This is a genomic window from Streptomyces sp. NPDC127190 (assembly GCF_042672505.1).
In the GTDB taxonomy this organism is placed as follows: domain Bacteria; phylum Actinomycetota; class Actinomycetes; order Streptomycetales; family Streptomycetaceae; genus Streptomyces.
The window spans coordinates 517,452-543,655 of the sequence record NZ_JBHXVE010000001.1; the positions used below are offsets into that span (position 1 = coordinate 517,452).

At 70.6% G+C, this 26,204-nt stretch carries 22 protein-coding genes and 1 pseudogene; 10 read left to right on the plus strand and 13 right to left on the minus strand.

Annotated features, from left to right (window positions below; translation table 11 throughout):
• From ACFVIU_RS02250 to ACFVIU_RS02265, 4 genes are all read right to left on the minus strand, one after another.
• On the minus strand, positions 1–1,041 hold the full coding sequence (locus ACFVIU_RS02250) for an AAA family ATPase (protein WP_385840035.1): 1,041 nt from the start codon (positions 1,039–1,041) through the stop codon (positions 1–3).
• 176 nt (positions 1,042–1,217) lie between these two features.
• Entirely contained in the window at positions 1,218–3,674 is a 2,457-nt protein-coding gene (locus ACFVIU_RS02255; RefSeq protein WP_385840037.1) for a trypsin-like peptidase domain-containing protein, read from the minus strand.
• Positions 3,671–4,078, minus strand: coding sequence for a CU044_2847 family protein (locus ACFVIU_RS02260; protein ID WP_385840038.1), 408 nt, complete (start codon positions 4,076–4,078; stop codon positions 3,671–3,673). The genes ACFVIU_RS02255 and ACFVIU_RS02260 overlap by 4 nt, the downstream gene beginning before the upstream one ends.
• A 146-nt stretch (positions 4,079–4,224) precedes the next feature.
• The gene (locus ACFVIU_RS02265; protein WP_019058231.1) at positions 4,225–4,407 is read right to left on the minus strand and encodes a DUF6104 family protein; all 183 of its coding nucleotides are present in this window, start codon (positions 4,405–4,407) and stop codon (positions 4,225–4,227) included.
• A gap of 416 nt (positions 4,408–4,823) precedes the next feature.
• Here ACFVIU_RS02265 and ACFVIU_RS02270 point away from each other — a divergent pair, with 416 nt between their 5' ends.
• On the plus strand, positions 4,824–5,750 hold the full coding sequence (locus ACFVIU_RS02270) for a DUF4097 domain-containing protein (protein WP_385840039.1): 927 nt from the start codon (positions 4,824–4,826) through the stop codon (positions 5,748–5,750).
• A 1-nt stretch (position 5,751) separates the two neighbouring features.
• A complete protein-coding gene (locus ACFVIU_RS02275) occupies positions 5,752–6,774 on the plus strand; it encodes a helix-turn-helix transcriptional regulator (protein ID WP_385840040.1) in 1,023 nt (340 codons plus the stop codon).
• Between the two features lie 116 nt (positions 6,775–6,890).
• Here ACFVIU_RS02275 and ACFVIU_RS02280 read toward each other — a convergent pair whose 3' ends face one another.
• Together ACFVIU_RS02280 and ACFVIU_RS02285 are read right to left on the minus strand one after the other, a co-directional pair.
• On the minus strand, positions 6,891–7,856 hold the full coding sequence (locus tag ACFVIU_RS02280) for a zinc-binding dehydrogenase (RefSeq protein WP_385840041.1): 966 nt from the start codon (positions 7,854–7,856) through the stop codon (positions 6,891–6,893).
• 153 nt (positions 7,857–8,009) lie between these two features.
• Complete coding sequence (locus ACFVIU_RS02285) at positions 8,010–9,233, minus strand: NADP-dependent malic enzyme (RefSeq protein WP_385840042.1); 1,224 nt, start codon at positions 9,231–9,233, stop codon at positions 8,010–8,012.
• 463 nt (positions 9,234–9,696) lie between these two features.
• On the opposite strand from ACFVIU_RS02285, the gene ACFVIU_RS02290 reads away from it, so the two are divergent.
• Positions 9,697–10,326, plus strand: coding sequence for a CGNR zinc finger domain-containing protein (locus ACFVIU_RS02290; protein ID WP_385840043.1), 630 nt, complete (start codon positions 9,697–9,699; stop codon positions 10,324–10,326).
• Here the strand turns inward: ACFVIU_RS02290 and sodX are convergent.
• Complete coding sequence (gene sodX, locus ACFVIU_RS02295) at positions 10,230–10,664, minus strand: nickel-type superoxide dismutase maturation protease (protein ID WP_385840321.1); 435 nt, start codon at positions 10,662–10,664, stop codon at positions 10,230–10,232. The genes ACFVIU_RS02290 and sodX overlap by 97 nt on opposite strands.
• Positions 10,665–10,809: 145 nt before the next feature.
• Between sodX and sodN the strand changes: the two genes are divergently transcribed.
• A complete protein-coding gene (gene sodN / locus ACFVIU_RS02300) occupies positions 10,810–11,205 on the plus strand; it encodes a superoxide dismutase, Ni (protein WP_014674929.1) in 396 nt (131 codons plus the stop codon).
• A gap of 399 nt (positions 11,206–11,604) precedes the next feature.
• Here sodN and ACFVIU_RS02305 read toward each other — a convergent pair whose 3' ends face one another.
• A complete protein-coding gene (locus ACFVIU_RS02305) occupies positions 11,605–11,841 on the minus strand; it encodes a peptide deformylase (protein WP_385840045.1) in 237 nt (78 codons plus the stop codon).
• Here ACFVIU_RS02305 and ACFVIU_RS02310 point away from each other — a divergent pair.
• Both ACFVIU_RS02310 and ACFVIU_RS02315 read left to right on the plus strand, forming a co-directional pair.
• The gene (locus tag ACFVIU_RS02310; protein ID WP_385840046.1) at positions 11,741–12,085 is read left to right on the plus strand and encodes a peptide deformylase; all 345 of its coding nucleotides are present in this window, start codon (positions 11,741–11,743) and stop codon (positions 12,083–12,085) included. The two genes, ACFVIU_RS02305 and ACFVIU_RS02310, sit on opposite strands and share 101 nt — an antisense overlap.
• Positions 12,049–12,504: pseudogene (locus ACFVIU_RS02315) on the plus strand (NUDIX domain-containing protein). Before ACFVIU_RS02310 ends, ACFVIU_RS02315 begins: the two are co-directional and overlap by 37 nt.
• Before the next feature lie 232 nt (positions 12,505–12,736).
• On the opposite strand, the gene ACFVIU_RS02320 reads toward ACFVIU_RS02315, so the two are convergent.
• Together ACFVIU_RS02320 and ACFVIU_RS02325 are read right to left on the minus strand one after the other, a co-directional pair.
• Entirely contained in the window at positions 12,737–17,836 is a 5,100-nt protein-coding gene (locus ACFVIU_RS02320; protein WP_385840047.1) for a hypothetical protein, read from the minus strand.
• A 343-nt stretch (positions 17,837–18,179) separates the two neighbouring features.
• A complete protein-coding gene (locus ACFVIU_RS02325; RefSeq protein WP_385840048.1) occupies positions 18,180–19,601 on the minus strand; it encodes a non-reducing end alpha-L-arabinofuranosidase family hydrolase in 1,422 nt (473 codons plus the stop codon).
• 217 nt (positions 19,602–19,818) lie between these two features.
• Between ACFVIU_RS02325 and ACFVIU_RS02330 the strand changes: the two genes are divergently transcribed.
• The 4 genes from ACFVIU_RS02330 to ACFVIU_RS02345 all read left to right on the plus strand — a co-directional run bounded on the left by ACFVIU_RS02330 (position 19,819) and on the right by ACFVIU_RS02345 (position 22,829).
• Positions 19,819–21,030 carry an MFS transporter gene (locus ACFVIU_RS02330; protein ID WP_385840050.1) on the plus strand — a complete coding sequence of 404 codons (1,212 nt, stop codon included), beginning with the start codon at positions 19,819–19,821 and terminating at the stop codon, positions 21,028–21,030.
• Between the two features lie 58 nt (positions 21,031–21,088).
• A complete protein-coding gene (locus tag ACFVIU_RS02335; RefSeq protein WP_385840051.1) occupies positions 21,089–21,487 on the plus strand; it encodes a helix-turn-helix transcriptional regulator in 399 nt (132 codons plus the stop codon).
• Between the two features lie 40 nt (positions 21,488–21,527).
• Complete coding sequence (locus ACFVIU_RS02340; protein WP_385840053.1) at positions 21,528–21,944, plus strand: VOC family protein; 417 nt, start codon at positions 21,528–21,530, stop codon at positions 21,942–21,944.
• Between the two features lie 126 nt (positions 21,945–22,070).
• Entirely contained in the window at positions 22,071–22,829 is a 759-nt protein-coding gene (locus ACFVIU_RS02345) for a VOC family protein (protein WP_385840054.1), read from the plus strand.
• A 16-nt stretch (positions 22,830–22,845) separates the two neighbouring features.
• On the opposite strand, the gene ACFVIU_RS02350 is transcribed toward ACFVIU_RS02345, so the two are convergent.
• The 3 genes from ACFVIU_RS02350 to ACFVIU_RS02360 form a co-directional block, all read right to left on the minus strand.
• Complete coding sequence (locus ACFVIU_RS02350) at positions 22,846–23,178, minus strand: DUF952 domain-containing protein (RefSeq protein ID WP_385840055.1); 333 nt, start codon at positions 23,176–23,178, stop codon at positions 22,846–22,848.
• Positions 23,179–23,334: 156 nt separating this feature from the next.
• A complete protein-coding gene (locus ACFVIU_RS02355; protein ID WP_385840056.1) occupies positions 23,335–24,486 on the minus strand; it encodes a family 2 encapsulin nanocompartment cargo protein polyprenyl transferase in 1,152 nt (383 codons plus the stop codon).
• Positions 24,487–24,598: 112 nt separating this feature from the next.
• The gene (locus ACFVIU_RS02360) at positions 24,599–26,005 is read right to left on the minus strand and encodes a family 2B encapsulin nanocompartment shell protein (RefSeq protein ID WP_385840057.1); all 1,407 of its coding nucleotides are present in this window, start codon (positions 26,003–26,005) and stop codon (positions 24,599–24,601) included.
• Positions 26,006–26,204: the final 199 nt, after the last annotated feature.

A 26,204-nucleotide genomic window follows, 5' to 3' on the forward strand; every position in this document is an offset into this window, starting at 1 on the left:
TCACCTCGTACGGTCGAGCGGCTGCATGAGCATCTCCGCGATCCGCTCCCGGGTGAGGCCCTGGGCGTGCGGGTCGTGCTGGGTGAGGAACAGGGCGTTGAGGAGCTGGTCGGCGGCGAGCACCTCGCCGGGTTCGCGTTCCAGGAAGCGGCGGATCAGATCGGCGCCCGCGGCGACCCCCGCGGCGCCGAGGTGGGCCTCGACCATGGCGGTGAGCTGTTCCTCGCCGGGCGGGTCCAGCTCCAGCTGGACGCAGCGGCGCAGCAGCGGGGCGGGGAAGTCGCGCTCGCCGTTGGAGGTGAGCACGATCACCGGGAAGGCGGAGCAGGCGATGCGGCCGCCGCGCACGGCGACCCGGTCGCCGTCGTGGGTGAGGACCTCGACCACGGGTTCCCGGTCGGCGAGCCGCTCCAGCTCGGGGATGGAGAACTCGCCCTCCTCCAGGGTGTTGAGCAGGTCGTTGGGGAGGTCGAGGTCACTCTTGTCGAGTTCGTCGATGAGCAGGACGCGCGGCTGCTCGGCGGGGAGCAGCGCGGTGCCGAGCGGGCCGAGCCGGATGTACGAGCCGATGCCGGAGCCGCCTCCGGCCTCCTCCCCGCCGCCCCGGGCGCGCTCCAGCTGGACGTCCTGGAGCCGGGCGATGGCGTCGTACCGGTACAGGCCGTCCTGGAGGGCCGTACGGCTGACGATGGGCCAGCGCAGCACCTTGCCCAGGCCGAGTTCGTGAGCGACGGCGTAGGCGAGGGTGGACTTCCCGGTGCCCGGGTTGCCCGTCACCAGCAGGGGCCGGCGCAGGTAGAGAGCCGCGTTGACGGCGTCCACCTCGGCGGGCCGGGGCGCGTAGTTCTCGACGAGGCGGCGGCGCACGCCCAGCCGGCGCGCGCTGCTCGGGTCGGTGTCCGCCCTGCCGTCCGCCGTGTCCGCCGTGTCCTGTGGGGCCTGCCGGGACGTCGCGAAGTCCCGCCACGGCGGCGGGGCCGGCAACCGCCGCATGCCGTCGTGCGGCTGACCCACTCCGCGGTAGATCCGCCAGTCGTTCACCTTGGGCTCCTCCCGGCTCTGGTGATCATTCAGCGGGCCCGGCCGTCCGACGTACGAGGCTACCGCCCACCGCCGCCGCCCGCCGGGCTTCGGCACGTCCGGTTCCCGTCATCCGGCCCGCCGAACAGTCTTGCGACGCAGGCGAGTTGACGGCGACGCAGGCGGCCGGCGCGGGGTCAGCCACCGGGCGCGGCCAGCGGCGGCGGGCGCATGGCCTCCGCCGCGTACGGGGGCCGGTCCGGCGGGTCCACCAGTACGGCGAGCTTGCCGCGCAAGCCTTGGGCGCGGGCGGTGTCCGGGTCGGACAGCCGGATGCGCAGGTCGCGCACCGGGCCGGACAACCCGTCGGCGTGCCCGGCGAGTTCCAGCAGACCGGTGGCCTGCCGGTGGAAGTCCCGGCACTCGTCGTGGTCGTGCCGGTCCCGGCGCCACAGCACCACCGAGTGCCCGGCCATCAGCGCGTCCTTCATCGCCGCCAGCCCCTCGCCACTGCCGACCGGTCCGCAGTAGACCGGCACACTCGCATCGCCCATCGCGGACAGCACGCCGTAGTACGGGTACCTGCCCCCGGCCCGCGCACCCGGCGGATGCCCCTCCCCCGGCCCCCCGTCGGCCGCGCCCGCGCCGGGCGGCCGCCCGTGCAGCGGCTCGTGCGCCAACGGCCCGCGCTGCGCGCCCTTCCAGCGCCGGCGCCACTCCGGGGAGGGCGGCCGGCTGTTGCGCCGTACGTCCCGTACGACGACGGTCCGCCGCATCCCGAGCGGCATGGCCCGCTCGTCCACGAACGCGTCGTCCATGTCGTCCATGTCGTCCATGGCATCCATGCCGTCCGTGGCGTACGGGAAGCCCTCGCTCCCGGGGCCGGCGTCCGCACCGGCGTCGTCCGTCCCGCCGGCCGGGCCGGGGAGCAACTGCCACTCGTCCACCGGCAGATCGAACAGCCTGCGCGGGAGGAACACCTCGATCGCGGCCAGGTGCTCCCCGTGGTCCCCCTGGCTCAGCGCCAGGGCCAGCGGCTCCCGCAGCACCCCCGCCAGTTCCTCGGCGCGCACACCGCGGTCGTCGGCGGCGACCGGGGTGACGTCCTGGCCGTCGTAGATCAGCTGCACGCTCCACGGGTACCGGCCGTCGTACATCGGCGCCCCGACCTTGACGAGCACATCGGTACGGGTGGCCGAGGAGGGCACCAGGGCGGGCACCGGAAGCCGGCGCCACTCGGGGGCCCGTGGGGCGGGCAGAGCGGTCGGGGCGTCCTGTCGCTCGACCGGCGCGTCCGGCAGGGGTCCGCCCTGCTGGGCCGGCACCTGCGGGTGCGCGAGGCCGGTGGGCGAGGGCGTCTCCGCGCGCCGGCGGCCGTGTCCGCCCGCCGGGTCCGGCTGCCCGCCCCCTGCCTCCGCCGGCCACCGGCCGGTTCCCGGCGCCGGACGGTGGTCCTCCGCGGTCCCGATCCCCTCCAGCAGGCTGCGGACGGCCTCGCCGACGGCCCAGTTGCGATGGCCGGCGGCCTGGGCGGCGATCCAGTCGGAGAAGGCGCGCAACCGCTCCGGAGCCACCTCCCCGGCCCGTTCCCGCGCGGTCTTCCGCAGGACCTTCGCCGCGTACAGCAGCACCGCGTCGAGGTCGACCAGGGTGCCGCCGCCGCCCGGCTCCAGGGTGCGCAGCCCGGAGAGCAGCCCGGCGCCCTCGCGCCAGGTGCGCACACGGCGCAGCAGCAGCGACCGCAGCCGTTCGCCGCGCACCTGTTCCTTCACGTCCTCCACGAGGTGGACGACCTCGCCGGGACCGGCCGGTGGCGGAAGCTGCGCGAGATGGCCGTAGAGGCGCGTGCGCAGTTCGGCGGTGATTCCGGAGGCGGCGGGCGCGTGGCCGGGCAGGGAGCGCTGTACGGCGGTCCAGTCGGGCTGCCAGGCGGGGGCGGGTCCGGCGTCGTCGAGGCGGCCGAGGTGGTGCAGGTCGTGCGCGCGCAGGACATCGCGCACCACGCGGGCTCCCTCGCGCAGGTCCAGTAACTCGTACAGCGCGGTGACGGGCACGGCGACGCCCTCCTCCTTGCGCCGCCCCTTGATGACGCCGGCGACGGAGCCGTACCGCAGGTCCAGGAGGGGGCCGCCGGACAGCCCGCCGACCGGCAGGCTGCCGGCGAGCAGCAGGGCGCGCGCGTCGCAGCCGGCGAGTTCCCCGGCGGCGTGCCGGATGCCCAGCTCACCGGTCTGCACGGACCAGCCGTACAGCCCGACGGGGGTGCCGGGGCCCGCCTCCCGGTCGCCGAGCCACAGGCAGGGCACGTCCTCGGCGCCGGTGACCCGGACGAGCGCGAGGTCGGGGAAGGGCCAGGGGTCGCGCGGCACCTGTCCGGGCTCGGGCCGGGGTGCCACGAGGACGGCGCTGCCGCTGCCGGTGCGGTCGGCCCAGGCGTCGGCGGCGGTGCGCTGCTGCCAGGACACGCTCATCGCGCTCTCCCCTCGGCACACCGCGGCTCCCCCCTTCCCCACGACATGAGCGCAGGTCAACAGCCATCCCGGGGCTATGAAGAACCCCGACCCCCAGTACGCGTCACGGTCCGTTGCATACCCGTCACGCGGTGCGCCGATGCGTGCGAGGGAGGGGCGCACCATCTCGCCGAAGGCGCTCATCCGGCCGCGGGAGCCGGGGGGCCGGGCGGTACGGCGGGACCGGGGCCGGCGGCGGGACCGGCACCGCCGCCCGATGCCGGGGGTTCGGTCCAGGTCAGGGACACCGTGAGGGAGGAGGTGCCGCCGCCCTCGGCGATGGCGCTCACGATCTTGCCGGACTGCGCCGTCAGTTCGATTCCGAAGCTGACGGAGACCTCGACGGGGGCCGGGGTGTCCAGACCGGCGCGCAGGGAGCGCACGACCCCGCCGACGGTGCCGGCCAGTCCGCCCGCCATGTCGATGATCCGGTCGCCGAGGCCGGTGTCCCAGTAGCCCCCGTCCGGCGCGTCCTCGCCGGTCGCGGCGATCCGGGCCCAGACGACGGTGCCGTCGTCCAGCCGTATGCGTTCGAGCCCTCCAGCCATGACGCCCCCGTTCGCCGATGGAAGGAGAAGGCTAACTCCCGGGGAAGGGGAGGGGGAGGGGGCGAGAGGAAGGAAGGGCCTGCCCGCGGGCCGCCCGGTCGTGTCCCCTGCTCGTGCCGCCTACTCGTGCCCCCTGGTCATGCCGCCTACTCGTCGTCCTCGTCGTCGTCCAGGCGGGCGAGCCAGGTGGCGAGCCGCTCGACGGGCACCTCGAAGTCCGGGTTGAGATCCACGAAGGTGCGCAGCTGCTCGGCGAGCCACTCGAAGGTGACCTCCTCCTCGCCGCGCCGCTTCTCCAGCTCCTCGATACCGCGGTCGGTGAAGTACATGGGGTGAGTCTCCTGCGTATCAATCCACGCCAGCGATGGCTTCCTCCACAGCCTATGCAACGCACCGGCCCCGGCGGCGCGAGCCCCCATCGCTCCGGCACATCCCCGGCGACACGGGCCTCCACCGGTCCGGCACATCCCCGGCGACACGGGCCCCCACCGGTCCGGCACATCCCCGGCGGCCCGAGTCCCCACCGGTCCGGCACGCCCCGGCGCCCCGGCGCGCGCGCCGAACCGCGCGGGCGCGTCTCCGCACGCGCCGGCCCCGGGATCCCCTGCGCCAGGCGCCCTGCACCCCCGCGGCGGGCTCCTCCCCCGAACGAGTGTCTTGACTTCCCGGCACCGCGATATATCGTGTTTGCAGTGGACGCGATATGGCGTGTCGCGTCATGAGCAAATCACCCAAGGGGGTCCCCATGTCCGAGTGGTCCATCACCGAACCCCAGAAGCTGACCTTCGACACCGACGTGACCGACCTCAAGGTCCGCGTCGTCAACGGCACGGTGAACGTGGTGGGCACGGACGAGGGCGCAGCCCGCCTGGAGATCTCGGAGATCGAGGGCCCGCCCCTGATCGTCACCCACGAGGCCGGCACCCTGACGGTGGCCTACGAGGACCTGCCCTGGAAGGGCTTCCTCAAGTGGCTCGACCGCAAGGGCTGGCGGCGCAGCGCCGTGGTCTCCCTCGCGGTGCCGGCGGACACCCGCGTGGAGGTGGGCGTCGTCGGCGCCGGCGCCGTCGTCTCCGGCATCCGCGGCTCCGCCGTGGTCAAGGGAGTGACCGGTGACACGACCCTGGTCGGCGTCTCCGGCCCGGTCCGCGCCGAGACCGTCTCGGGGAACCTGGAGGCCCAGGCGGTCACCGGCGAGCTGCGCTTCCACTCGGTCTCCGGCGACCTGACCGTGGTCGAGGCCTCGGGTCCCTCCGTGCGGGCGGACTCCGTCAGCGGCTCCATGATCATCGACCTGGACCCGGACGGCCCCACCGACGTCGGCCTCACCAGCGTCTCCGGTGAGATCGCCATCCGGCTGCCGCACCCGGCCGACGCCGAGGTGGAGGCCAACACGGCCAGCGGGCGGATCTCCAACGCCTTCGACGGACTGCGGGTGCAGGGCCAGTGGGGCGCCCACAAGATCACCGGACGGCTCGGCGCGGGCACCGGCAGGCTCCGGGCCACCACCGTCTCCGGCTCGATCGCCCTGCTGCGCCGCCCGGCCCGGGAGGACGAGGACGACCCTGCGGCCGGGACGGACCCCACCCCGGGGGACAATTCCGTCTCCGGCCAGGGCACCGATGCCGGCGACGCCCCGGCCGACGGCACGACCGACAAGAAGGTGCTCTGACATGCCTCCCGTCTTCGCCCACGGCCGCCTCCGGCTGTACCTGCTCAAGCTGCTGGACGAGGCTCCCCGCCATGGCTACGAGGTGATCAGGCTCCTGGAGGAGCGCTTCCAGGGGCTCTACGCCCCCTCGGCCGGCACGGTCTACCCCCGGCTGGCCAAGCTGGAGGCGGAGGGTCTGGTGACGCACACCACCGAGGGCGGCCGCAAGGTGTACGCCATCACCGACGCCGGCCGCGCCGAACTGGCCGGCCGCAGCGGCGAACTGGCCGACCTGGAGCTGGAGATCCGCGAGTCGGTCGCGGAACTGGCCGCCGAGATAAAGGCCGACGTGCGCGGCGCGGCCGGGGATCTGCGCCGGGAGATGCGCGCGGCTGCCTCCGAGGCCCGCCGGGACACGAAGGCCGGGGAGTGGTCGGACGCGGCCGGTGAGTACCGGGACAAGGAGTCCTGGCAGGCGGCCAGGGAGGAGATGCGCCGGGTCAGGCAGGAGTGGAAGGAGCAGGCCCGGCGCGCGAAGGACGAGAGCCGGCGGGCCCGCGAGGAGGCCGAGCGCGCCCGCCGGCAGGCCCAGGAGGCACAGGCCCGGGCGCGGGCCCAGGCCCAGGAGGAGGTGCAGCGCATCGCCCGCCATGTGCAGGACCGCTTCGCCCGTGGCGACTGGCCGACGGGCGTACGCGAGGGCCTGACGGAACTGGCCAGGGAACTGGGCGACTTCGGCAAGGAGTTCGGCAAGAGCTTCGGCATGGACCGGACCTCCGCCCGCACCGCGCCCCCGGAACCCCGGCCGGAGTACACCCCGGCCTCCGAGGATCTCGCGGTCGCGTACGAACCCTCCTGGGCGCACGAGGAGTTCACCGGTGACCCGGCCCGCGATCTGGACCGCCTGCTGGACCGCTTCCGCGACGACATCCGCGACGCGGCCCGCGACCACGGAGTCACGGCGGACCAGCTCCGCGACACCCGCCACCAGCTGGCGCAGGCGGCGGGCCGCATCGCGGCGGCACTCCGCACGCCGACCGCCTGACGGAACGGAGAGGCGGGCCCGGCGACACGGGCCCGCCTCGGCGACCCTCACGCTCCCTCGTACGACGGCGCCTCAGAAGGCACCCGGGCGGCGCTCAGGAGGTACTGAGGTGGCACTCAGGAGGCGGTGAGCACGATCTTTCCGAACAGCTCCCCGGACTCCATCCGCTCGAAGCCCTCGCGGGCCCGGTCCAGCGGCAGCTCCTCGTCGATGACGGGCCGCACCCCGGTCGCCGCACAGAAGGCGAGCAGATCCTCCAGCTCGTCCTTGGTGCCCATGGTGGAGCCGACGACCTTCAGCTCCAGGAAGAAGATCCGGGTCAGCTCGGCGTGCGAGGGCCGGTCGCCGCTGGTGGCTCCGGAGATGACGATCGTGCCGCCCGGCCGCAGCGACTTCACCGAGTGCGACCAGGTCGCGGCGCCCACGGTCTCGATGACCGCGTCGACCCGCTGCGGCAGCCGCGCGCCCGGTTCCACGGCCTCCACCGCACCGAGTTCCAGGGCCCGCTTCCGCTTGGCCTCGTCCCGGCTGGTGGCGAAGACCCGCAGCCCGGCCGCCTTGCCGAGCACGATCGCGGCCGTGGCGACCCCACCGCCCGCGCCCTGCACCAGCACCGAGTCCCCGGGCCGTACCCCGGCATTGGTGAACAGCATCCGGTACGCCGTCAGCCACGCGGTGGGCAGACAGGCGGCCTCGGCGAAGGACAGCTCCTTGGGCTTGGGCAGCACGTTCCAGGTCGGCACGGCGACCTGCTCGGCGAAGGTGCCCTGATAGCGCTCGGTGAGGATGGAGCGGGGCTCGTCGGGACCGACCCCGTGGCCACTCTGGCCGATGACCGAGTGCAGGACGACCTCGTTGCCGTCCTCGTCGACCCCGGCGGCGTCACAGCCGAGGATCATCGGCAGCCGGCCCTCCGGGAGGCCGACGCCCCTGAGGGACCACAGGTCGTGATGGTTGAGGGAGGCGGCCCGTACATTGATGGTGCTCCAGCCGGGACGGGCCTCGGGAGCCGGACGCTCTCCCAACTCAAGGCCGTTGAGCGGCTGGTCGCGGTCGATTCGGGCGGCGTAGACAGCGAACATGCAGCCGACGATAGGTGCGCCGGTCAGCCGACGGAACAGGGGGACGCTGTGACACATGCCCTCTTGTGCAGGGACACCCGTCCGGCGCAGGGCCGCCCGGCGCGGGAAGGAAAACGGCCCCGCCCTGAGCGGGCGGGGCCGTTGTGCACGGCGTCAGAGGCGGGCGACGCCCTCGGCGCGAGCCGCGGCCGCGACAGCCGCGGTGACCGCGGGGGCGACCCGCTCGTCGAACGGCGACGGGATCACGTAGTCGGCGGCGAGGTCATCGCCGACCACCGAGGCCAGCGCCTCGGCGGCGGCGATCTTCATGCCCTCGGTGATCCGAGTGGCCCGCACCTGGAGCGCCCCGGCGAAGATGCCCGGGAACGCCAGCACGTTGTTGATCTGGTTCGGGAAGTCCGAGCGCCCGGTCGCGACCACGGCCGCGTACTTGTGGGCGACCTCGGGGTGCACCTCCGGGTTCGGGTTGGCCATCGCGAACACGAAGGCGCCCTTGGCCATGGAAGCCACGGCCTCCTCCGCGACCGTACCGCCGGAGACGCCGATGAAGACGTCCGCGCCCGCGAGCGCGTCCTCCAGCGAGCCGGTGAGGCCGGCCTTGTTGGTGAAGCCCGCCAGCTCGCGCTTGACCGGCGTCAGGTCCTCCCGGTCGGCCGAGACGACGCCCTTGCGGTCCGCCACCGCGACATCCCCGATGCCGGCCTCGACCAGCATCTTGGCGATGGCAACACCGGCCGCGCCGGCGCCGGAGATGACGGCACGCAGCTGCCCGATCTCCCGCCCGCTGAGCCGCGCCGCGTTGCGCAGCGCCGCGAGCGTCACGACGGCCGTACCGTGCTGGTCGTCGTGGAAGACCGGGATGTCGAGCCGCTCCTGGAGCTGCCGCTCGATCTCGAAGCACCGGGGTGCCGAGATGTCCTCCAGGTTCACGCCGCCGAAGGAGGGCGCGAGCCGGACGACGGTCTCCACGATCTCGTCCACGCCCGTGCAGTCGAGCGCGATCGGCACGGCGTCCACGCCGCCGAACTGCTTGAACAGGATCGCCTTGCCCTCCATCACGGGGAGGGAGGCCTGGGGACCGATGTCCCCGAGTCCGAGCACGGCCGTACCGTCGGTGACGACGGCGACCACGGAGGACTTCCATGTGTAGTCGTTGACCAGCTCCGGCTGTTCCGCGATCGCGGTGCACACGCGAGCGACGCCGGGCGTGTACGCGAGGGAAAGGTCGTCCTTGTCACGGATCGGCACGGTGGCCTGCACGGCCATCTTGCCGCCGCGGTGCAGCGCGAACGCCGGATCGAAGGAATCGAGGGGCTCGGCCCCGCCGTCCTGGTCCGTTTTGCTGTCGCTGCGAGGATTGACGATCTCCGCTGCCACTTCGTTTTACCCCTTAGGTATGCATGGTTTGAGGGTCGACCACTCCTGGTGAGGGGTGGGCGGGCACCGCGCACGGCCCGATTGCTGATACGTACGAGCGCATACGCGACGGGCGCGCCGCACACGCGCCCTGAGCCCCGGATGAGGGGTGTAAAGAACCTTCTTACCGGACGGACGGCGCTCACGACGAGTCCAATAGGTGCAAGGTCACATCTAGGAACCGGAAAGCCGCTCGGAGCCGACATGAGACGAGGGGCCCCGGCGGGCCCGGCAGGGCCGTACGAACCGGCGGCAAGAGCCGTGCGGCATGGGAAAGCCCACGTATGGACGCGCCCGAATGATGAGACGGGCCGCGGGTGCGCGCACACGGCGGCACCGGGGCGGCACGTAATACCCTGAGATCGCACCCGTCCGTTACCCACCCGCCGCAGCCACGACGACAGAGCGCCCATAAGGACTACAAGTGGAACTGGCCTATTACTCGGACTACGCCGTACGCCTCGTCAACAGCGAGGAGCCGGCGCGGGGCAAGGACTCCCTGACCTCGGTCGAGGCCGTCCGCGACCTCTTCGGCGCCAACGCGTCGGCGGCCCGCCGCGCCACCGACGCCGACGTCACGCGCTTCCGCTCGGTGCGGGCCCGGCTGCGCGCGGTCTTCGAGGCGGCCGACACGGGCGACGAGACGCTGGCCGTGGACCTGCTGAACTCGCTGCTCCTGGAGTTCCCGGTGTCGCCGCAGATCTCCGGCCACGACCACCGCGACGAGGACGGCCGCCCGCTGTGGCACATGCACCTGGCCGACCACCCGTCCAACGCCACCGCCGGCTACGCGGCCATCGCGGCGATGGGCCTGGCCTTCCACCTCACCGAGTACGGCGTGGACCGCCTGGGCCTGTGCGAGGCCGCGCCCTGCCGCAACGCCTACCTCGACACCTCCACCAACCGCTCCCGGCGCTACTGCTCCGACCGCTGCGCGACCCGCGCGAACGTCGCCGCCTACCGGGCCCGCAAGCGCCTGGAGGCCGACCGGTCGGGCAGCAGCGGCCGTACGGCCGACAGCGCCCAGCGGGCCAGCGCGGGCGCGGAGCGCTGACCGCTGCCGAGCGGCCGGTACCGCAGCCAGGCCTTGCCCAGGATCAGCTCCTCCGGGACGACCCCGTAGTCGGTACTGTCCCCGCCCGCGTAAGGGTTGTCCCCGAGCACCCACCAGCCGCCCTCGCGCCGCTCCACGGCCCGCTTGACGACCAGCAGGTCCTGCTGGAACGGATGCCGCAGTACGACGATGTCCCCGGCCCGGACCGCACTGCCGTACCGCACGAGGAGCTGGTCGCCGTGGCGGAGCGTGGGCACCATGGACGGACCCGTCACCTCCGCCAGCCCGAAGGGCGCCGCCGCCCTGCCCCGCTCGGTCTCCTGCGACAGTTCCGGCATCCCCGGCACCTCCCCGGTCCGTTCCTCCACCAGTCTCAGTCTGACCCTGGACTTTTGTCCTAAGCCCTAGGGGGCACCCGAGAAATCGCCTTCGTCAGGGAGTAATGTCGCACCTGAGAAGACGATCACGAGGAAGGAATGCTCCATGCTTTCCCGCCTGTTTGCCCCCAAGGTCAAGGTCAGCGCCCACTGCGACCTGCCCTGCGGCGTGTACGACCCGGCCCAGGCCCGCATCGAGGCGGAGTCGGTCAAGGCCGTGCAGGAGAAGATGGCCGGCAACGACGACCCCCACTTCCAGGCTCGCGCCACCGTCATCAAGGAGCAGCGCGCCGAGCTGGCGAAGCACCACGTCTCCGTCCTGTGGAGCGACTACTTCAAGGCTCCGCACTTCGAGAAGTACCCGGAGCTGCACCAGCTGGTGAACGACACCCTGAAGGCCCTCTCGGCCGCCAAGGCGTCGACCGACCCGGCGACGGGCCAGAAGGCTCTGGACTACATCGCCCAGATCGACAAGATCTTCTGGGAGACCAAGAAGGCCTGATCTCGCGGTTTCGTTGATCGCCTGGTCTACCTGTCCGCACCCGGTCCGCAGGCCGCCGAGCTCGGCGTCCATCACGGACCGGGTGCGGTCTTCTTTGCCCGGCCGCAGACGAACAGGCGCGCCCAGGCGGCACGCATGCGCAGTGCCAGCAGCATCCGAAGCCAGACGCCTGCCGACCTAGCAGCTCGAAGTCCAGCTCGCCTTCCCCGCCGACCTTGATCCGGTGGTCTGGGGCACGGAGACCTCGATGACCGCCGAAGCCTCCCCACTGCGGACCCTGCTCGCCCGCAGCGACCACGGCGAGCTACGGCACTTCACGTGGATCACGGCCACACCCGCTCTGCACGCTCGGTACCGTCTTGAGCGGCGGTTCCGGGCCCGGCCCGAACACGAGGCCGGTCAAGGGGGGCCAGGTGATTGACGTGCGGCCCAGCCAGCAGATGCGAGACCTCGGAGTCGTCCAGCACGGCGCCGGCATCCTCGCCACGCACCTTCGACCACCTCATACTGCTCGTCCGTCTCGTCGGAGCGGTCGGTGATCTTCGGGTTGAGCAGGATGACGGAGGGTCCGTCGCCGGGTGGCTGGACGACGACGGCGGCGCAGCCGATGCCGATCTGCGGGGCGGCAATGCCCATGCCGCTGCCTCAGCTTCTTCGACGTCCGGGGCCTTGTCCCCCGGCCCTGAAGATCACCGTCGAGACCACGACTCTGACCGGCGAGGCAGTCATCACTGTGTACGAACGCGGCCTGGCACGCCTCCTCCACCACGAGATCGACCACCTCGACGGCCTGCTGTACACCGCGCGCATGCGGACCGGCGTCTCTCCGATCCCCTTGGAGGAATACCGGCAGACCGGCCGAGCCTGGGCTTACAAGTAGGCCGCCGCCACCAACACCCCACCAACCGTGTGGTGCTCCTCCAGCGCAGCGACCAGGCAAAATTCGCCAAGGGCAAGTGGGACCTCCCCGTCGGCAAGAGCAACCCCGCGAGCCGATCACCGAGACAGCCGTCCGCGAGCTGTACGAGGAGACCGGCCTGACCGTGAAGTCGGAAGCGCTCAAGGTCGCCCACGTCATCCACGGCGCCTGGAGTGTGGAGGCCCCAACGGCTTCCTCACGGTCGTCTTCGTCACCCACGAGTGGCCGGCAAGCCCGAGAACCGCGAACCGCGCAGGCACGCCCAGGTCCGCTGGGTCGACGCCGACGCCATCCCCGAAAACTTCGTGGACACCACGTCAAGCGCCCTCCACCATTACCTAGGGGAAGGCCCAGCAGTCTCCCTTGACGGCTGGCAATAGCAGCCGGACTATTTTAAGGGCATCCGTGCGCAATAGGCGTACGCCAGCCAAGGTCGTTCGCGCGTAATCAAGGAACCAAGGGCGTTTCCTCCCTACTCAATGCCATCGCGCGTTCCAGTCGCCGAATGCAAACCCTCACGACTTGCTGCCCCTTGCCGGCGTGACATACCCGCATGATCGGCCATTCCCGCAGCCCGGAAGTCTCGCGAGAGATCGGGCAGGCCCTGAGTCATTACCTGCTATATGGCGCCAGTCCCTCGTTTCCGGCGACGACCAAGGAATCGACGAGCATTTGCCACTCGTCCAATTCACCGATTTCTTCGGCCGTCCTACGAATTTCCTTGAGCCAGTTGTTCGAGAGCCACGACCGCTTGACCGTGACACGTCCATCTTGAATGCAGAGGTCAGAAACCCAATGCACGCCACGGGTAGCCTGCACTTCCTCCGGGAGCTTCCGCAGGATGCCGATGAGCGCGTCGACGGACTGGGCCTCCCCGCGAGCAGTCGGCAGCCAATCGTCGATCGATTCGACTAGGTCCTCAGCGCGGACCCAGTCGACGGGTTCGCCGACGACCTCGTTGTACAGGCCCTGCGTCCACGGAAGAGGGTCCGGCAGCAGGGCAGCGGCAGCCCAATCGCCCCAATGATGGTCACGGTAGGGGCTCGAGTCATCATTTAGGTAGCCAATAGCATGGCGCAGCAACGACGGCCAGACACCTCGCGCAGCTTCAGCCAAGCGTTCGTTCTCTGCACCTGCCGCGGCAAGACCGTGGAGAAAATTCGACATCAGCCCTGCATCTGCGCGAAGGACGTCGAGGTGTTCGAGCACCGGTCCGGCGTCACCGTCCTTCGCGAAGCATTCGAGCAGGGCCCGTGCGGCGACAAGGGTGTGCGTCCCGCGGTCGTCCGCGGTCCAGCCCTCTTTCTTGTGCACAACCATGGCACGTCGCTCAACGTCGAGAAACGCGGCGAGGAGCGTAGCTGCGTCGTCGGTGCAACAGTGGTCCGCCGACGCAGCTGCCCCGAGCCCGCGAATGGCCGCGTCCAGAACCGCGATATCAACGCAGTCACCCGATAGTTCCTGGAGCCGTTCGGCAACGTCGCCAGCAATCTGGACATTCGGCCGTCGCTGACCGTTCTGGTCCCACGGACCGATTTCTGCGCCACGGGCGGTCTCAAGCAGCCAATTCAACGCGGTCCGGTGGATGCAAGAGTCGAAGTGGCACGGGGACCTCCAGACGACATCGCATCCACGCGCCAGGTACAGCCGAGTTTCCAAGGACGCCTTGCCTGCCATCACATGGCCGGCCTCGGCAACATCTTCGATCGAGCCGCTGGCTGCTTCCAGCGGCCCTGCCAGTGCGGGTGTGAGAAACGCCGGCAAGGCTTGAGCCGCAGCTCGGTCGGCACCAAGATCGAAGAACTGGTCTTCGTGACGTTGGTCCTCGGCCTCCCGGAACAACAATGCGATTCCGATGACGAACTCAGTTACGAACTGCTCTTCGTTGCCCAGCGCCTCCATGTCACCAGCGGCGGCTCGTTCGACCGCAGCTCGAACGACATGGGCAACGGCGTCCACAGGCCGACTCGGCATCAGGTCTTCATCGGCTTCGACCAAGGCACGTCCTGCCGCCAGGTCCGCAGCGATCTCCTCCGACGAGGGCGGCAGGTACTCGGCATCCTGCTTGGTCGAGCCCCAGTACCGATTCTGCAGGCGCAGGCTGGTCTGCACGACCTCCTGGTGAGCCGCGTGCGCTTCTTGCGCTGCTTGCAGCTCAAGCGGTGGTTCGACCTCGATGTAGACCTCATCACCATGCTGCTTAACCCGATATTGCTCCGGGTCCAGGGTAGCGGCCCAGTTCTTCGTACGCTCCTGGCTAATGCCCAGCCGGTCGCCATTCTCGACAAGCTTGTCGGCGACCTTCTTCAAAGCCTGGGCACGCTCCTTCCCGCCGTGCACCATCAGCCACATGGCTACCTCACGCGGCGTCCACTGGCGACGTTCAAGGTTTGCGAGTCCTTCAGTTGCTGCACGCAGCCCTACGTACTCACTCGTCCTGCGGCCAAACTCCAGCTCCCATACCACAGGTTCGGCGAGGAAAAGGTCGAGCTCGGTGCCGACTTTCTCAATGTGGCGCACTAGCAGACCGAATAGCATCCCCGGAATCGCCAGGTTTTCGCAGCCGTTCAAGAGAGCCTCGACAACCAACCTCGGTGATGCCCCCTGACTCAACCATGTGTCAGCAAGACGTTCCATCGCCTGGAGCGCGCTCATAGCCGAGTATGGGCCAACTGACGTGCCCCGGTACCAGCTCCACACGTGGCTGTCGCCGACGTACAGGCGGGCGGTGCCGTCAAGGTTCAGAACCGCACCGCGGTCTTCGCCCTCTGCGCTATCCGTCTCGCCATCGGCGCTTTCGTCCCGGGCCCGGACAGGCCCAGCAAACGCGTCAGGTGACCTAAGCCGCGACAGCGTCGCTACGCGCGCCCGAGCACCGCTGTTCAGGACGTCGTTCAACACCCGCACCGATGTCGGCAACGGCGCTGTCTGGAACAGCTGCCAGAACCCACCGAAATAGTACTGGAAGAAGGGTGCTCCGAAACCGGTCCATCGGCCCTGATGCCCTCGGACACCCTCATCTCGGTGCCAGCTGGGCTGATCGTCTATGTAGTAGGCCGCCATCAACGTCGCCAATAGCTCTGGGTCTTTCTGCGCCAAGGCTCGGGCGCTCAACGGCGAGTCCACAGCCGGAGCCAGGAACGCTGGCGCATCGTCCGCGATGGCCCGAAGGCATGCTTCGGCGGCATCATCGATGTCCGGGCCGAGCAGGGCCAACGTTTCGACGAACTCTTCCTTCGTCAGGTGGTAATCCAGCTCGCGTCGGCGTCGCCGACGCTGCGACCTCCACCCAGACGGTATGTCCTCGCTGATTTTGCGTAGAGGGAACGAGTTCCAGTAGGCAACGAGACGGTCCCGAAGCCGGACTCGTAGTTCGTTGCCAGCCGTAACGTCCGCTAGGGACAGGGCTTGCAGCCAGTCCGCGAGCAGTTCGAACGACTCCTTCGACACGTCCCACGGCTTTTTGTCATCGAGGAGAAGTTGCACAACCGGGTTCGTGACCAGACGGTCGACCAGCCCGTTCGCCTTATGCCGCTGCTGAACAACTCGAACCACGTCGCCGAGCACCAGGCCGACCGCCTGATCCGTGCACGCTGACTTCAGGCATTCGTACGCGTATGGAGTCGCCAGAACCGCCTCAACCGGAACATCACTCCACCGGGGTCCGCGTGCTGCCGCGAACACCTCAAACTGCGAGCGCAGTTCGATGAACTTCCGGACGGGCCGAGCGTCCGGTGCTTTCAGTAGTCCCTCGCACGCAAGAGTGGTGGCCGACAGCGCCCACCGGGGCGCTCCCGCTGCCTGCAGCAACTCGGCGGGGCTCTGATCACGGACGAGAAGGATGGCGGTCGCGTACCGTCGGACTTCGTCATGTGCAAAGTCCGGCTGGTTCCGATACCGGCTCGGTGGCGCGAGCAGATGATCCCGACGCAGCATGTCGACCGCTGCGGCATCGACGCCTGCGCCAGGTCGACGGTCCTGGGGCAGCTTCATGGTCTCTGCGGCTACCGCGAGCAGTGTCTGTTCGCGTGCCTCCGCCGAGCCGACACCGGGCCGCCCATCGCCCCGCACAATCCTGCTCCACACCAGATCAAGGCATTCCCACTCACCCAGTGAGCTATCTGGCTCCGCCCCGGTTCGAGCCAGAAGATCCAGCACAACGGGCCTTCTCAGCAGCGAGTTCACGGGCAGGTCTCGCAGGACCGTACGCAAAAGCGGAAAGTGGTCTGAGACGACGGATATCTCCTCATCGCCCAACGGCCGCATCTCAAAAGACGAAATGGACTTCGGGAACCCCAGCTCCACCTGTTCCCGCACGAAACCCAGTGCCACGTCAGATGTCACCGCAACGAGCCCAACACCCGCCGCAGCCGCGGCCAGCACCAGGTCACTCAACAGGCCAGCAGACCGCTCCAGAGCAGCATCAGCAGCGTCGATGACCAGTACTCGAGAAGGTGCCGATATCTCCGCGAGCACGTCCTCCAGCGAAACCCCGAGCGCAGCTCGCAGCTCCAAACTCGACTGCGGCATGCCACGGAAGTTCACCACCGCCCCCTGGAACCCGTCGGGGTCTGCGGCTTCCAACTCTGCAACGGCCGACAGAGTCAGCGCACTCTTACCGATGCCCGACTCGCCAGATACCAACAAAGCCGAAGCACGGGTACCGGCCTCGCGCAGGGCATGAGCGAGTCGTTCGCGGCGGTCGGCGAACGAGATCTCGACCGGCCCTCCGGACGACTCATCACCGATAGTGGCCCGCACACCGGCAACGGCCAACTTGCGTTGCTCAGCAAGCACCGACCACGCGTGCCGACTTCGAGTCGTAGCCGAGTCCAAGACCACGTGAATGTCACGGCGGAGCACCTTGAGGTCCACCACAGCGCCAGTCGCGTCGTAGCGGGTTGCCTCGACCTCGAGACGGTCCCGGACCACCACCCCGTCGGCGGCAGCCGAGGCCACGCTGTCCAGCGACGTCGCGACCGCTGTGCGGTCGCCTTCGTCCGGGCTCTGAACCGCAAAACCGAGGATGTGCAGCCGGCCAAGCAGCCGCCACTCCAGCCGCAGGATCTCTTCCTGCGTTGTGTCGTCTTCGACGACCTTCTCGACCATCTCCAGAAAATGCTCATGCCGCTTACGCACCGGCTTGGACCAGCGGCGATCGACGTCCATGGACGCTTGGAACGACTCCGGGTCGGCATGAGCACGCGCGATGCCGCAGAGCGTTGCGAGCTGGTCCCACTGATCGGACCGACCGGCGGTCGCTACGGCGACCTGGTGAGTGTCGGCGTCGAACCTCTCGGCCTCGGCGAGCATGGACCCGACGAGCTTCACCGTGTCGCCATGGCTCTGGACGAAGTTCGGCGTTGCTCGACATGCCACGGCAAGGATGACCTCGGCTGCCGCATCGCCGCATTCGATCAGAAGATCGTCCACCGGGTGCGCCGGACCGGTTTGGAACGACACCCTCCGGACCGGCAGCTCAGATACCTCCGTCCGTCGTGCGCCGGTCAACATGCCAGCGAGATAGACAGCCGCGACGCGGTGCGCAAACGAAACACCACCACCGCCGGTCGCATAGGTGCTCGATCCTCGCTCAGTTTCACCGGCTGCAGCGATGTCGCCTCCGGCCGTCGCATCCTCGGGAGCAGCAGCGGGTCCAGATGCCGTTTCACCCCCGGGCCGAGCAGCATCCGGTGCAACAGACTCGTCCATATGTTCCTCGGTGGCATCGTGCTATCAGCGGCCGTACGGCTCACCGTAGCGGAGCGTTCAGAACCGTGCAGTGATATCGCATCCGTCCCGGCCCAGTCCGCACACAGTCCGCAGAACACCCGATCAGGACCGCCGCCCCCCATCGCCAGCCATCACCAAAAGGCCAGGTCAGCGTCCCACAGGAAACTTCCTCGCAGGTCACCAACCTGGCCCATTACTAGGAGACCAAGAAGGCCTGAGCCCTTCCCTCCCGAAAGGGGCCCGCCCGGTACCACCAGGCGGGCCCCTTGCCTGTCCGCCGACAACGAGCCCTCACAGGCGGCGGACACCGTGGATCAGCCGCTCAGTGCTGCAAGGTCAGCAGACCCGGTCGGTACGGCAGTTGGGTGTAAGGGACGCCGTCGGAGTTGGGGTTTCTGCCCTGGTAGAGGAGCTGGAGGTTGCAGGGGTCGACGGTCATGGTCTGGTCGGGGTTGTTGCGGACCAGGTCACCGTGGCTGATGTCGTTGGTCCAGGTGGCGCCGCTGTTGGCCTTGCCGGCGAAGGGGTTGCTCTCGGTGGCGGCCTGCGGGGTCCAGGAACCGTTCAGGCTGGAGGCCGTGAAGGAGCGGAAGTAGCGCTGCTCGCTCGCGCCCCGCGCCTCGACGATCATCAGGTACTGGTTCTGGCCCTGCACCTTGTACACCTGCGGCGCCTCGAACAGGTTCTTCACCGTGTCGCTCATGACCGTCGTATAGGAGGAGCCGAAGCTGCTGGGGAAGTTGCCGATCGGCATGCTCGCGCGGTAGATGCTGCCGTTGTCACCGGCGAAGAACAGGTACATGTTCTGGCCGTCGGCGATCAGGGTCGGGTCGATCGGGCTGCCGGTGGGGAGGCTGCCGGTGAACAGCGGCTGCGGCGCGGACCAGCCCTTGGGGTTGGTGGGGTCGCTCGACGTGCGGTAGACGAAGGGCCAGCTGGTGCCCCAGCCCAGTGACGCCAGCACCCAGGTGTTCTTGGGCGCGAAGTAGAACAGCTGGGGCGCCACCGCGGACTGACCCACCCCGGTCTGCCCGGCCGTCGCCATGTCCGACCAGTTCGTGAAGGGGCTGAATCCCATCGTGCCCCACGACGATCCGTCGGAGGTGGTCGCGTAGACCAGGTGCTTGCCGTTGTACGTCACGGTGGTGAAGTCCTTCAGCGCGACCCACCCGTTCGCCGGCTGCGCCAGCGGACCGGTCGAGGACCACCGGTAGGTCGACGGGAGGGAACACGTGGCCGACGCCCCGGACAGGCCGGTCCACTTCTGGTTGGCGGCGCCGGTGCACGACCAGAGCTGCACCGCCGTGCCGTTGGCCGTGGCGCCGCCCGACACGTCCAGGCACAGTCCGGACTCCACCCCGACGATCGTGCCGTCGGAGTTCACCCGCCACTGCTGGTTCGTGCCGCCGTTGCAGGACCAGATCTCCACCTTGGTCCCGGCCGTGGTGGCGTGGCCCGGGACGTCCAGGCACTTGTTGCCGTACACGGTCAGCTGGTTGCCGTCCGTCAGCGTCCACTGCTGGTTGGTCCCGCCCGTGCAGTCCCAGATCTGGAGGAGCGCGCCGTCCGTCTGACTGGCGTTCGGCACATCGAGACACCGGCCGGAACCGACACCTTGCACGGCGCCACTCGTGGCCGCCTGGGCCGGGACGGCGACGAGCATCGCCGCCAGCGAAACAAGGACCGAAACCGCGGCGGCGAGCACCACGGACAGGCGCCTGCGGCTGAACCTTCGTCTGAGCATGGGGAACCTCGAATCGTGAGGAGTTCGTTCGGTATGACGAACAGAGGTCGAAGTTTCGAGCGAGTGGATGATTAGGGAGGCGGCGAACGGCGTCAATAGCTTTCGCACAAATCGGCGGACGATCCGAAAGTTTCGCCCAGGGAAGGGGAATTGGATCGCTCCCAGCGGACGGTATTGGATCTCGGAACCGGTCCACCCTCGCCGTAGCATTCCTCCCATGACCGCCCGCGCCACGATCACCGCCCCGGCCCCGGCCGCCTCCCCGCCCCGCCAGCTGATCCCGCTGCTGGCCGCCGCCTGCGGACTGATCGCCGCCGGGCTCTACTACTGCCAGCCGCTCCTCCCCCGGATCGCCGAGGCGTACGGCGCCTCCCCGGCCGCGGCCGGAGCGCTGGTCACCGCCACCCAGGCCGGCTACACGCTGGGCCTGCTGCTGATCGTGCCGCTCGGCGACATCGTCGCCCGCCGCCGCCTCGTCGGAACCCTGCTGGCCGCGGGCAGCGCGGGGATGCTGCTGTCGGGCGCGGCACCCCGGCTGTGGGTGCTGACGGCCGCGGGCGTGCTGGTGGGCGCCGGCGCGGTCGTCGTACAGATCCTCATCCCGTACGCCGCCTCCCTCGTCCCCGCCGGGGAGCGCGGCCGGGCGATGGGCACCATGCTCACCGGGGTCCTGCTCGGCATCCTGTGCTCCCGCACGGCGGCCGGGCTGGTCGGCGGGGCGTTCGGCTGGCGCGCGGTGTTCCTGGCGGCGGCCGGGACGCTCGCAGCGCTGGCCCTGCTGCTCGTCCGGGTGCTTCCGTCGTCCCCGCCCGACGTGCCGATCGGCTACGGCGCCCAGCTCGCCGCCACGCTCCGGCTGGCGGCCTCGGAGCCGGTGCTGCGCCGGCGTTCCCTGATCGGGGCCTGTTGCTTCGCGGCGTTCAGCGCCTTCTGGGCGACCTCGGCGTTCGTGCTGGCCGGCCCGCCCTACGGCTGGGGCTCGTCCGCGATCGGGCTGTTCGCGCTGGTGGGCGCGGCGGGCGCGATCGCGGCTCGGGCGACCGGGCGGTTCGCCGACCGGGGCCGGCAGCGGACGGCCACCGGGGCGCTGCTCGCGCTGGGCGTGGCCGGGTTCGCGGCGCTGTGGCCGGGCGGGCACAGCCTGGTCTGGCTGATGGCCGGGGCCCTGCTGCTGGACGTCGCCGTGCACGGCGTCCACCTGCTGAACATGAGTGTGGTGTACGGCCTGCCGGACGTGCCCCCGGCCCGGATCGCCTCCGTGTACATGACGTCGTACTACCTCGGTGGCGCGGCCGGTTCGATGCTCGGCATCACCGCGTACCGGTTCGGCGGCTGGGCCGCGGTCCCGGCGGCGGGCGGCGCGGTGCTGGCGCTGGGGCTCGCGGTGTGGGCGTGGGAGCGCGGCTCGGCCGGGGCCCGGCGGCCCTGAGCCCCGGCACTCACCGGATCCGGCCGCCCGCTGTCAGTGCCGTGTGTCAGGCTGAAGCGTGACCCTGGAGGACCTGGTGCGGCTGCGGCGCGTGCGCGACCGTATGGACCGTGAGTACGCCGAGCCGCTCGACATGACCGAGCTGGCCCGGGACGCCCATATGTCCCCGGGCCACTTCCAGCGCAGTTTCCGCAAGGCCTTCGGCGAGACGCCGTACAGCTATCTGATGACCCGGCGCATCGAGCGGGCCAAGGCGCTGCTGCGCCGCGGCGACCTCACGGTGACCGAGGTGTGCCTCGCCGTGGGGTGTAGCTCGCTCGGCTCGTTCAGTTCCCGGTTCACCGAGCTGGTCGGCGAGACGCCGAGTGCCTACCGGGCCCGTCCGCACGAGGAGGCGGCGGCGATCCCGTCCTGCGTGGCCCGTACGTTCACCCGGCCGCGCCGCCGACTTTACTGAGCAGCGCGCACCAGCGGCACGACCGGCCTAGCGTGATCCCATGGACGTGAGACTCGCGCAGTGTTTCATCGCCGTGGACGACCACGACAAGGCGCTCGCCTTCTACCGTGACGTGCTCGGCCTGGAGGTCCGCAACGACGTGGGCTACGAGGGGATGCGGTGGGTGACCGTGGGCTCGCCGCTCCAGCCGGACGTGGAGATCGTGCTGGAGCCGCCCGGCGCGAACCCGGACGCCTCCCCGGCCGACCGGCAGGCGCTCGCCGAACTGCTCGCCAAGGGCATGCTGCGCGGGGTCATCCTGGCCACCGACGACTGCGACGCGCTGTGGGAGCGGCTGCGCGAGTCCGGCGCGGATGTGCTCCAGGAGCCCACGGACCAGCCGTGGGGGGTGCGCGACTGCGCCTTCCGCGACCCGGCGGGCAACATGCTGCGCTGCTTCCAGAAGCCCACGAAGTGAAGAGGCGCGTACCGGCGGGGCTTTCGTGAGCCCGCGCGGTGAACACCCGGCGCTGGCTGGGCTTTCGTGAACCTGCGCCGTGAACGCCCCATCCCCCGGCGCGGCTTCGCGCCTACACTCCCCGCCATGATCATTCGCTGGACGTACGCCTTCATCGACCGGCCCGCCGAGCGCCTTGCCGAGGCGGCCGCCTTCTGGACGGCCGTCACCGGTACCCGGCTGTCCGAACCGCGCGGCGAGGACGGGGAGTTCGCAACCCTGCTGCCGGCCGAGGGCAGCGGGGCGGACCCGTGTGTGAAGCTCCAGGGCGTCGCCGAGGGCCCGGGCGGCGCCCATCTCGACCTGTGCGTCGAGGACGTACGGGAGCTGGCCGAGAAGGCCTGCCGGCTCGGCGCGGAACTGGTGGCGGACCATGACGGGTGGGCCGTACTGCGGTCTCCGGGCGGGCAGTTGTTCTGCGCCGTGCCCTGGCACGCGGAGGCGGTCCGGCCGCCGGTGGTGGCGGGCAGCCGGCTGGACCAAGTGTGCCTGGACATCCCGCCCTCCGGGTACGCCGCCGAGGCCGCCTTCTGGGCGGAGCTGACCGGATGGGAGCGGCGGACCGGCTCCCGGCCGGAGTTCGAGGTGCTGGTGCCGCCGGCCGGTCTGCCGGTGCGGATCCTGCTCCAGCGGCTGGACGACGAGCACGCCACCACCACGACCGCCCACCTCGACCTGGCCTGCGCCGACCTCACGGCGGCGCGCTCCCGGCACGAGGAGCTGGGCGCCGCCCTGGTCCGCCCGGGCGCGCACTGGACGGTGATGCGGGACCCGGCGGGCGGCCTCTACTGCCTCACCGGGCGCGCCCCGGAGACGGGCGGGCTGCCGACCGGCCCCCGGGACTGATCACGGTCAGAGCCGCTCAGACCCAGGGCTGGACATCCACCACCGCTTCGACCGGCACCGGTCCGTACACATGCGGGAACTCCTCGCCGCCCGGTGCCACGGCCTCGTATCTCAGCGGCGCTCCCAGCCGCGCCGGGTCCACGACCAGGACCACCAGGTCGTCGGGGCCCTCGTAGTCGTCGTAGAGGAGCGCGGCGATGCGCGGGAGCTGCTCATGGGTGGAGAAGTGGATGAAGCCCTCCTCCTGGAGGGTGCGGCCGCGCGTCGACACCTCGTAGGTGCCGCGCTCCCGGGCCGCTTCCCACAGTGCGCGTTCGGTCACATGGAAGATGCGGGGCGATATCGGCATAGGACCACGCTACGTCCCCGGTACGACAGCGGCGGACCCCGCACACTGTGGGGATGTGCGGGGCCCGCCTGGCCGGAGCCTTCGTGTCCGAGCGGGGTCAGGAGCCGCGCGGACCCGGGGCTCCGGGTTCCGTGGCGCCGCCGGGGGCGACGGCGCTCAGCTGGTGCGCCGGGTGACGAACTCGGCGAGGGCCAGCAGCCCGCCCGCCGACTCCGGGTCGGGGACCGCGCGGGCCAGTTCCTGCATGGCGCGGGCCATCCGGTCGGCCGCCTCGGTCTGCGCCCAGTCCCGGCCGCCGGCCTGCTCCACGGCGAGGGCCGTGCGGGCGATCTCCTCGGCGTCCACCGGCTCGCCCTTGGCGTACGGCTTGCCGTACAGCGCGGCGAGTTCGGCCGCCGCCGGGGTGTCGGAGACGAGCGCCGCCACCACCGGCAGTGACTTCTTGCGGGCGACCAGATCCGCGCCGGCCGGCTTGCCGGTGCGCTGTGGATCGCCCCATATCCCGATGACGTCGTCGATCAGCTGGAAGGCGAGCCCGGCCTGACGGCCGAAGCCGTCCAGCGCGGCCACCACCTCGTCGTCCGCGCCCGCGTACAGCCCGCCGAGGGCGCAGGCGCAGCCGAGCAGCGCGCCGGTCTTCGCCTCGGCCATGGCCAGCACCTCGTCCAGGGTGACCGTGTCCGGGGCGCGGTCCTCCAGGTCGGTGTCGGTGTGCTGGCCGGCGCACAGCTCCATGACACAGGCCGCGAGGTGGGCCGCGGCCGGGCCGGCGGCCGGGTGCGGGTCCTCGGCGAGCAGCCGCAGGGCCAGCGCCTGGAGGGCGTCCCCGGCGAGGATCGCGTCGGGGATCCCGAACACGGTCCACACCGTGGGCCGGTGCCTGCGGCTGGTGTCCCGGTCCATCACGTCGTCGTGCAACAGCGTGAAGTTGTGGACGAGTTCGACGGCCGCCGCCGCCCGGACGGCCGCCGCGCGGGCCGCCGGGCCGCCGAGCGCGCCGGCCGCGGCGAGCACCAGCGCGGGCCTGATCGCCTTGCCGGCGTTGCCCGCGGCCGGTGTGCCGTCGGCCTGCTCCCAGCCGAAGTGGTAGCGCGCGACCCGGCGCATGGAGTCGGGCAGCGAGCCGATCGCCAGGCGCAGCTCCGGGTCGACCATCGCCCGGGTCGCCTCCAGCAGGGCCGCCGCCTCCAGCCCGTCGAGCGGGCCGGTGCCGCCGCCGTCACCGGTCCGGCCCGGCACCTTCGGCTCGGTGCCCGGACGGGGCACGGCGGGCGAACGCCGTTCGGTCTCCGTCATGAACTCGGCCATGTCTCCCCCTCGCCAGGTCCGCGGACACCGGCGGTACCGGGCCGGCCGGACGCATACCCCGGAGACATACCCGGGCCGATGCGCGGAGACACGGCCCCGACGTGCAGAAACGTCACCTCCAGCGGCCGATCTCGACGTTCTCCAGCACACCGAGCGCGTCGGGCACCAGGACGGCGGCCGAGTAGTACGCCGTGACCAGGTACTTGATGATGGCCTGTTCGTTGATGCCCATGAAACGCACGGACAGGCTCGGCTCGATCTCGTCCGGGATGCCGGACTGCCTCAGGCCGATGACACCCTGGTCGGCCTCGCCGGTCCGCATGGCGATGATCGAGGTCGTGCGCTCCGGGGTGACGGGGATCTTGTTGCACGGGTAGATCGGCACCCCGCGCCAGGTGGGGATGCGGTTGCCGCCGATCTCGATGGTCTCCGGGACCAGCCCCCGCTTGTTCAGCTCGCGTCCGAACGCGGCGATCGCGCGCGGGTGGGCGAGGAACAGCTTGGTGCTGCGGCGGCGGCTGAGCAGCTCGTCCATGTCGTCCGGGCTGGGCACGCCGTCGTGCGGCTGGATCCGCTGGTCGTACTCGCAGTTGTTCAGCAGGCCGAACTCGCGGTTGTTGACGAGTTCGTGCTCCTGGCGCTCCTTGAGCGCCTCGACCGTGAGCCGCAGCTGCTGCTCGGTCTGGTTCATCGGCTGGTTGTACAGGTCGGCCACGCGCGAGTGGATGCGCAGCACGGTCTGGGCGATGCTCAGCTCGTACTCGCGGGGGCGGGGCTCGTAGTCCACGAAGGTGTGCGGGATGTCCGGCTCGCCGGAGTGGCCGGCCGCCAGGTCGACCTCCTTCTCGCCGTACTTGTTGGTCCGCTGCCGCGGGACCGAGCGCACCTGCTGAAGGTGCTCGCGCAGCGAGTCGGAGCGCTCCGCGATCTGCTCGAAGTCCTGGCGGCCGAGGATCAGCACCGTGGTCGGTGTGGCCGCGCGGACGGTGTACTCCCAGATGGCGTCCGGGTCGAGCAGCGCCTCGTCGCCGAAGTAGGCGCCGTCGGCGAGGACCTTGAGGACGGCGTCGTCGCCGTAGGGGCCGGTGCCGACCTTCTCCACGCGGCCGTGGGCGAGCAGGTACACCTCGTCGGTCCGGTTGCCGAAGTCGGCGATCACCTCCCCCGCGGCGAAGTCACGCTGGCGGCAGCGGCGCGCCAGCTCCGTCAGCACCTCGTCGTCCTCGTACGCCCGCAGCGCCGGCAGCTCGGCCAGCTCGGCCGGGATGACCTCGACCTGGTCACCGGTCTTCACAAAGGTGATACGGCCGTCACCGACGGCGTACGTCAGCCGCCTGTTCACCCGGTACGTGCCGCCCTGGACGTCGACCCAGGGGAGCGTGCGCAGCAGCCAGCGGGAGCTGATCTCCTGCATCTGCGGTACGGACTTGGTCGTGGTGGCCAGGTTCCGCGCGGCCGCCGTCCCGAGGGACTGCTGCGGCTTGCCCTGCTCCGAGCGGACCTCTTCGCCTACCGACATAAAAAGGTTTCCTCCCATGTGTACCCAGCGCCGGATCGCAGCGGGCACTGGTCTCGGAACCGAGCCTCCCAGCACGGACCGTGGGCGCGCCATTACCCGAAAGAGCGGGAATGGATCATCGGATTAGTGGGCACGGTGGGGGATTCCACGCCCGTTTTCGATAGAAGTGCGGGGACAGCAGGGCCGCCCCGCGCGGCCA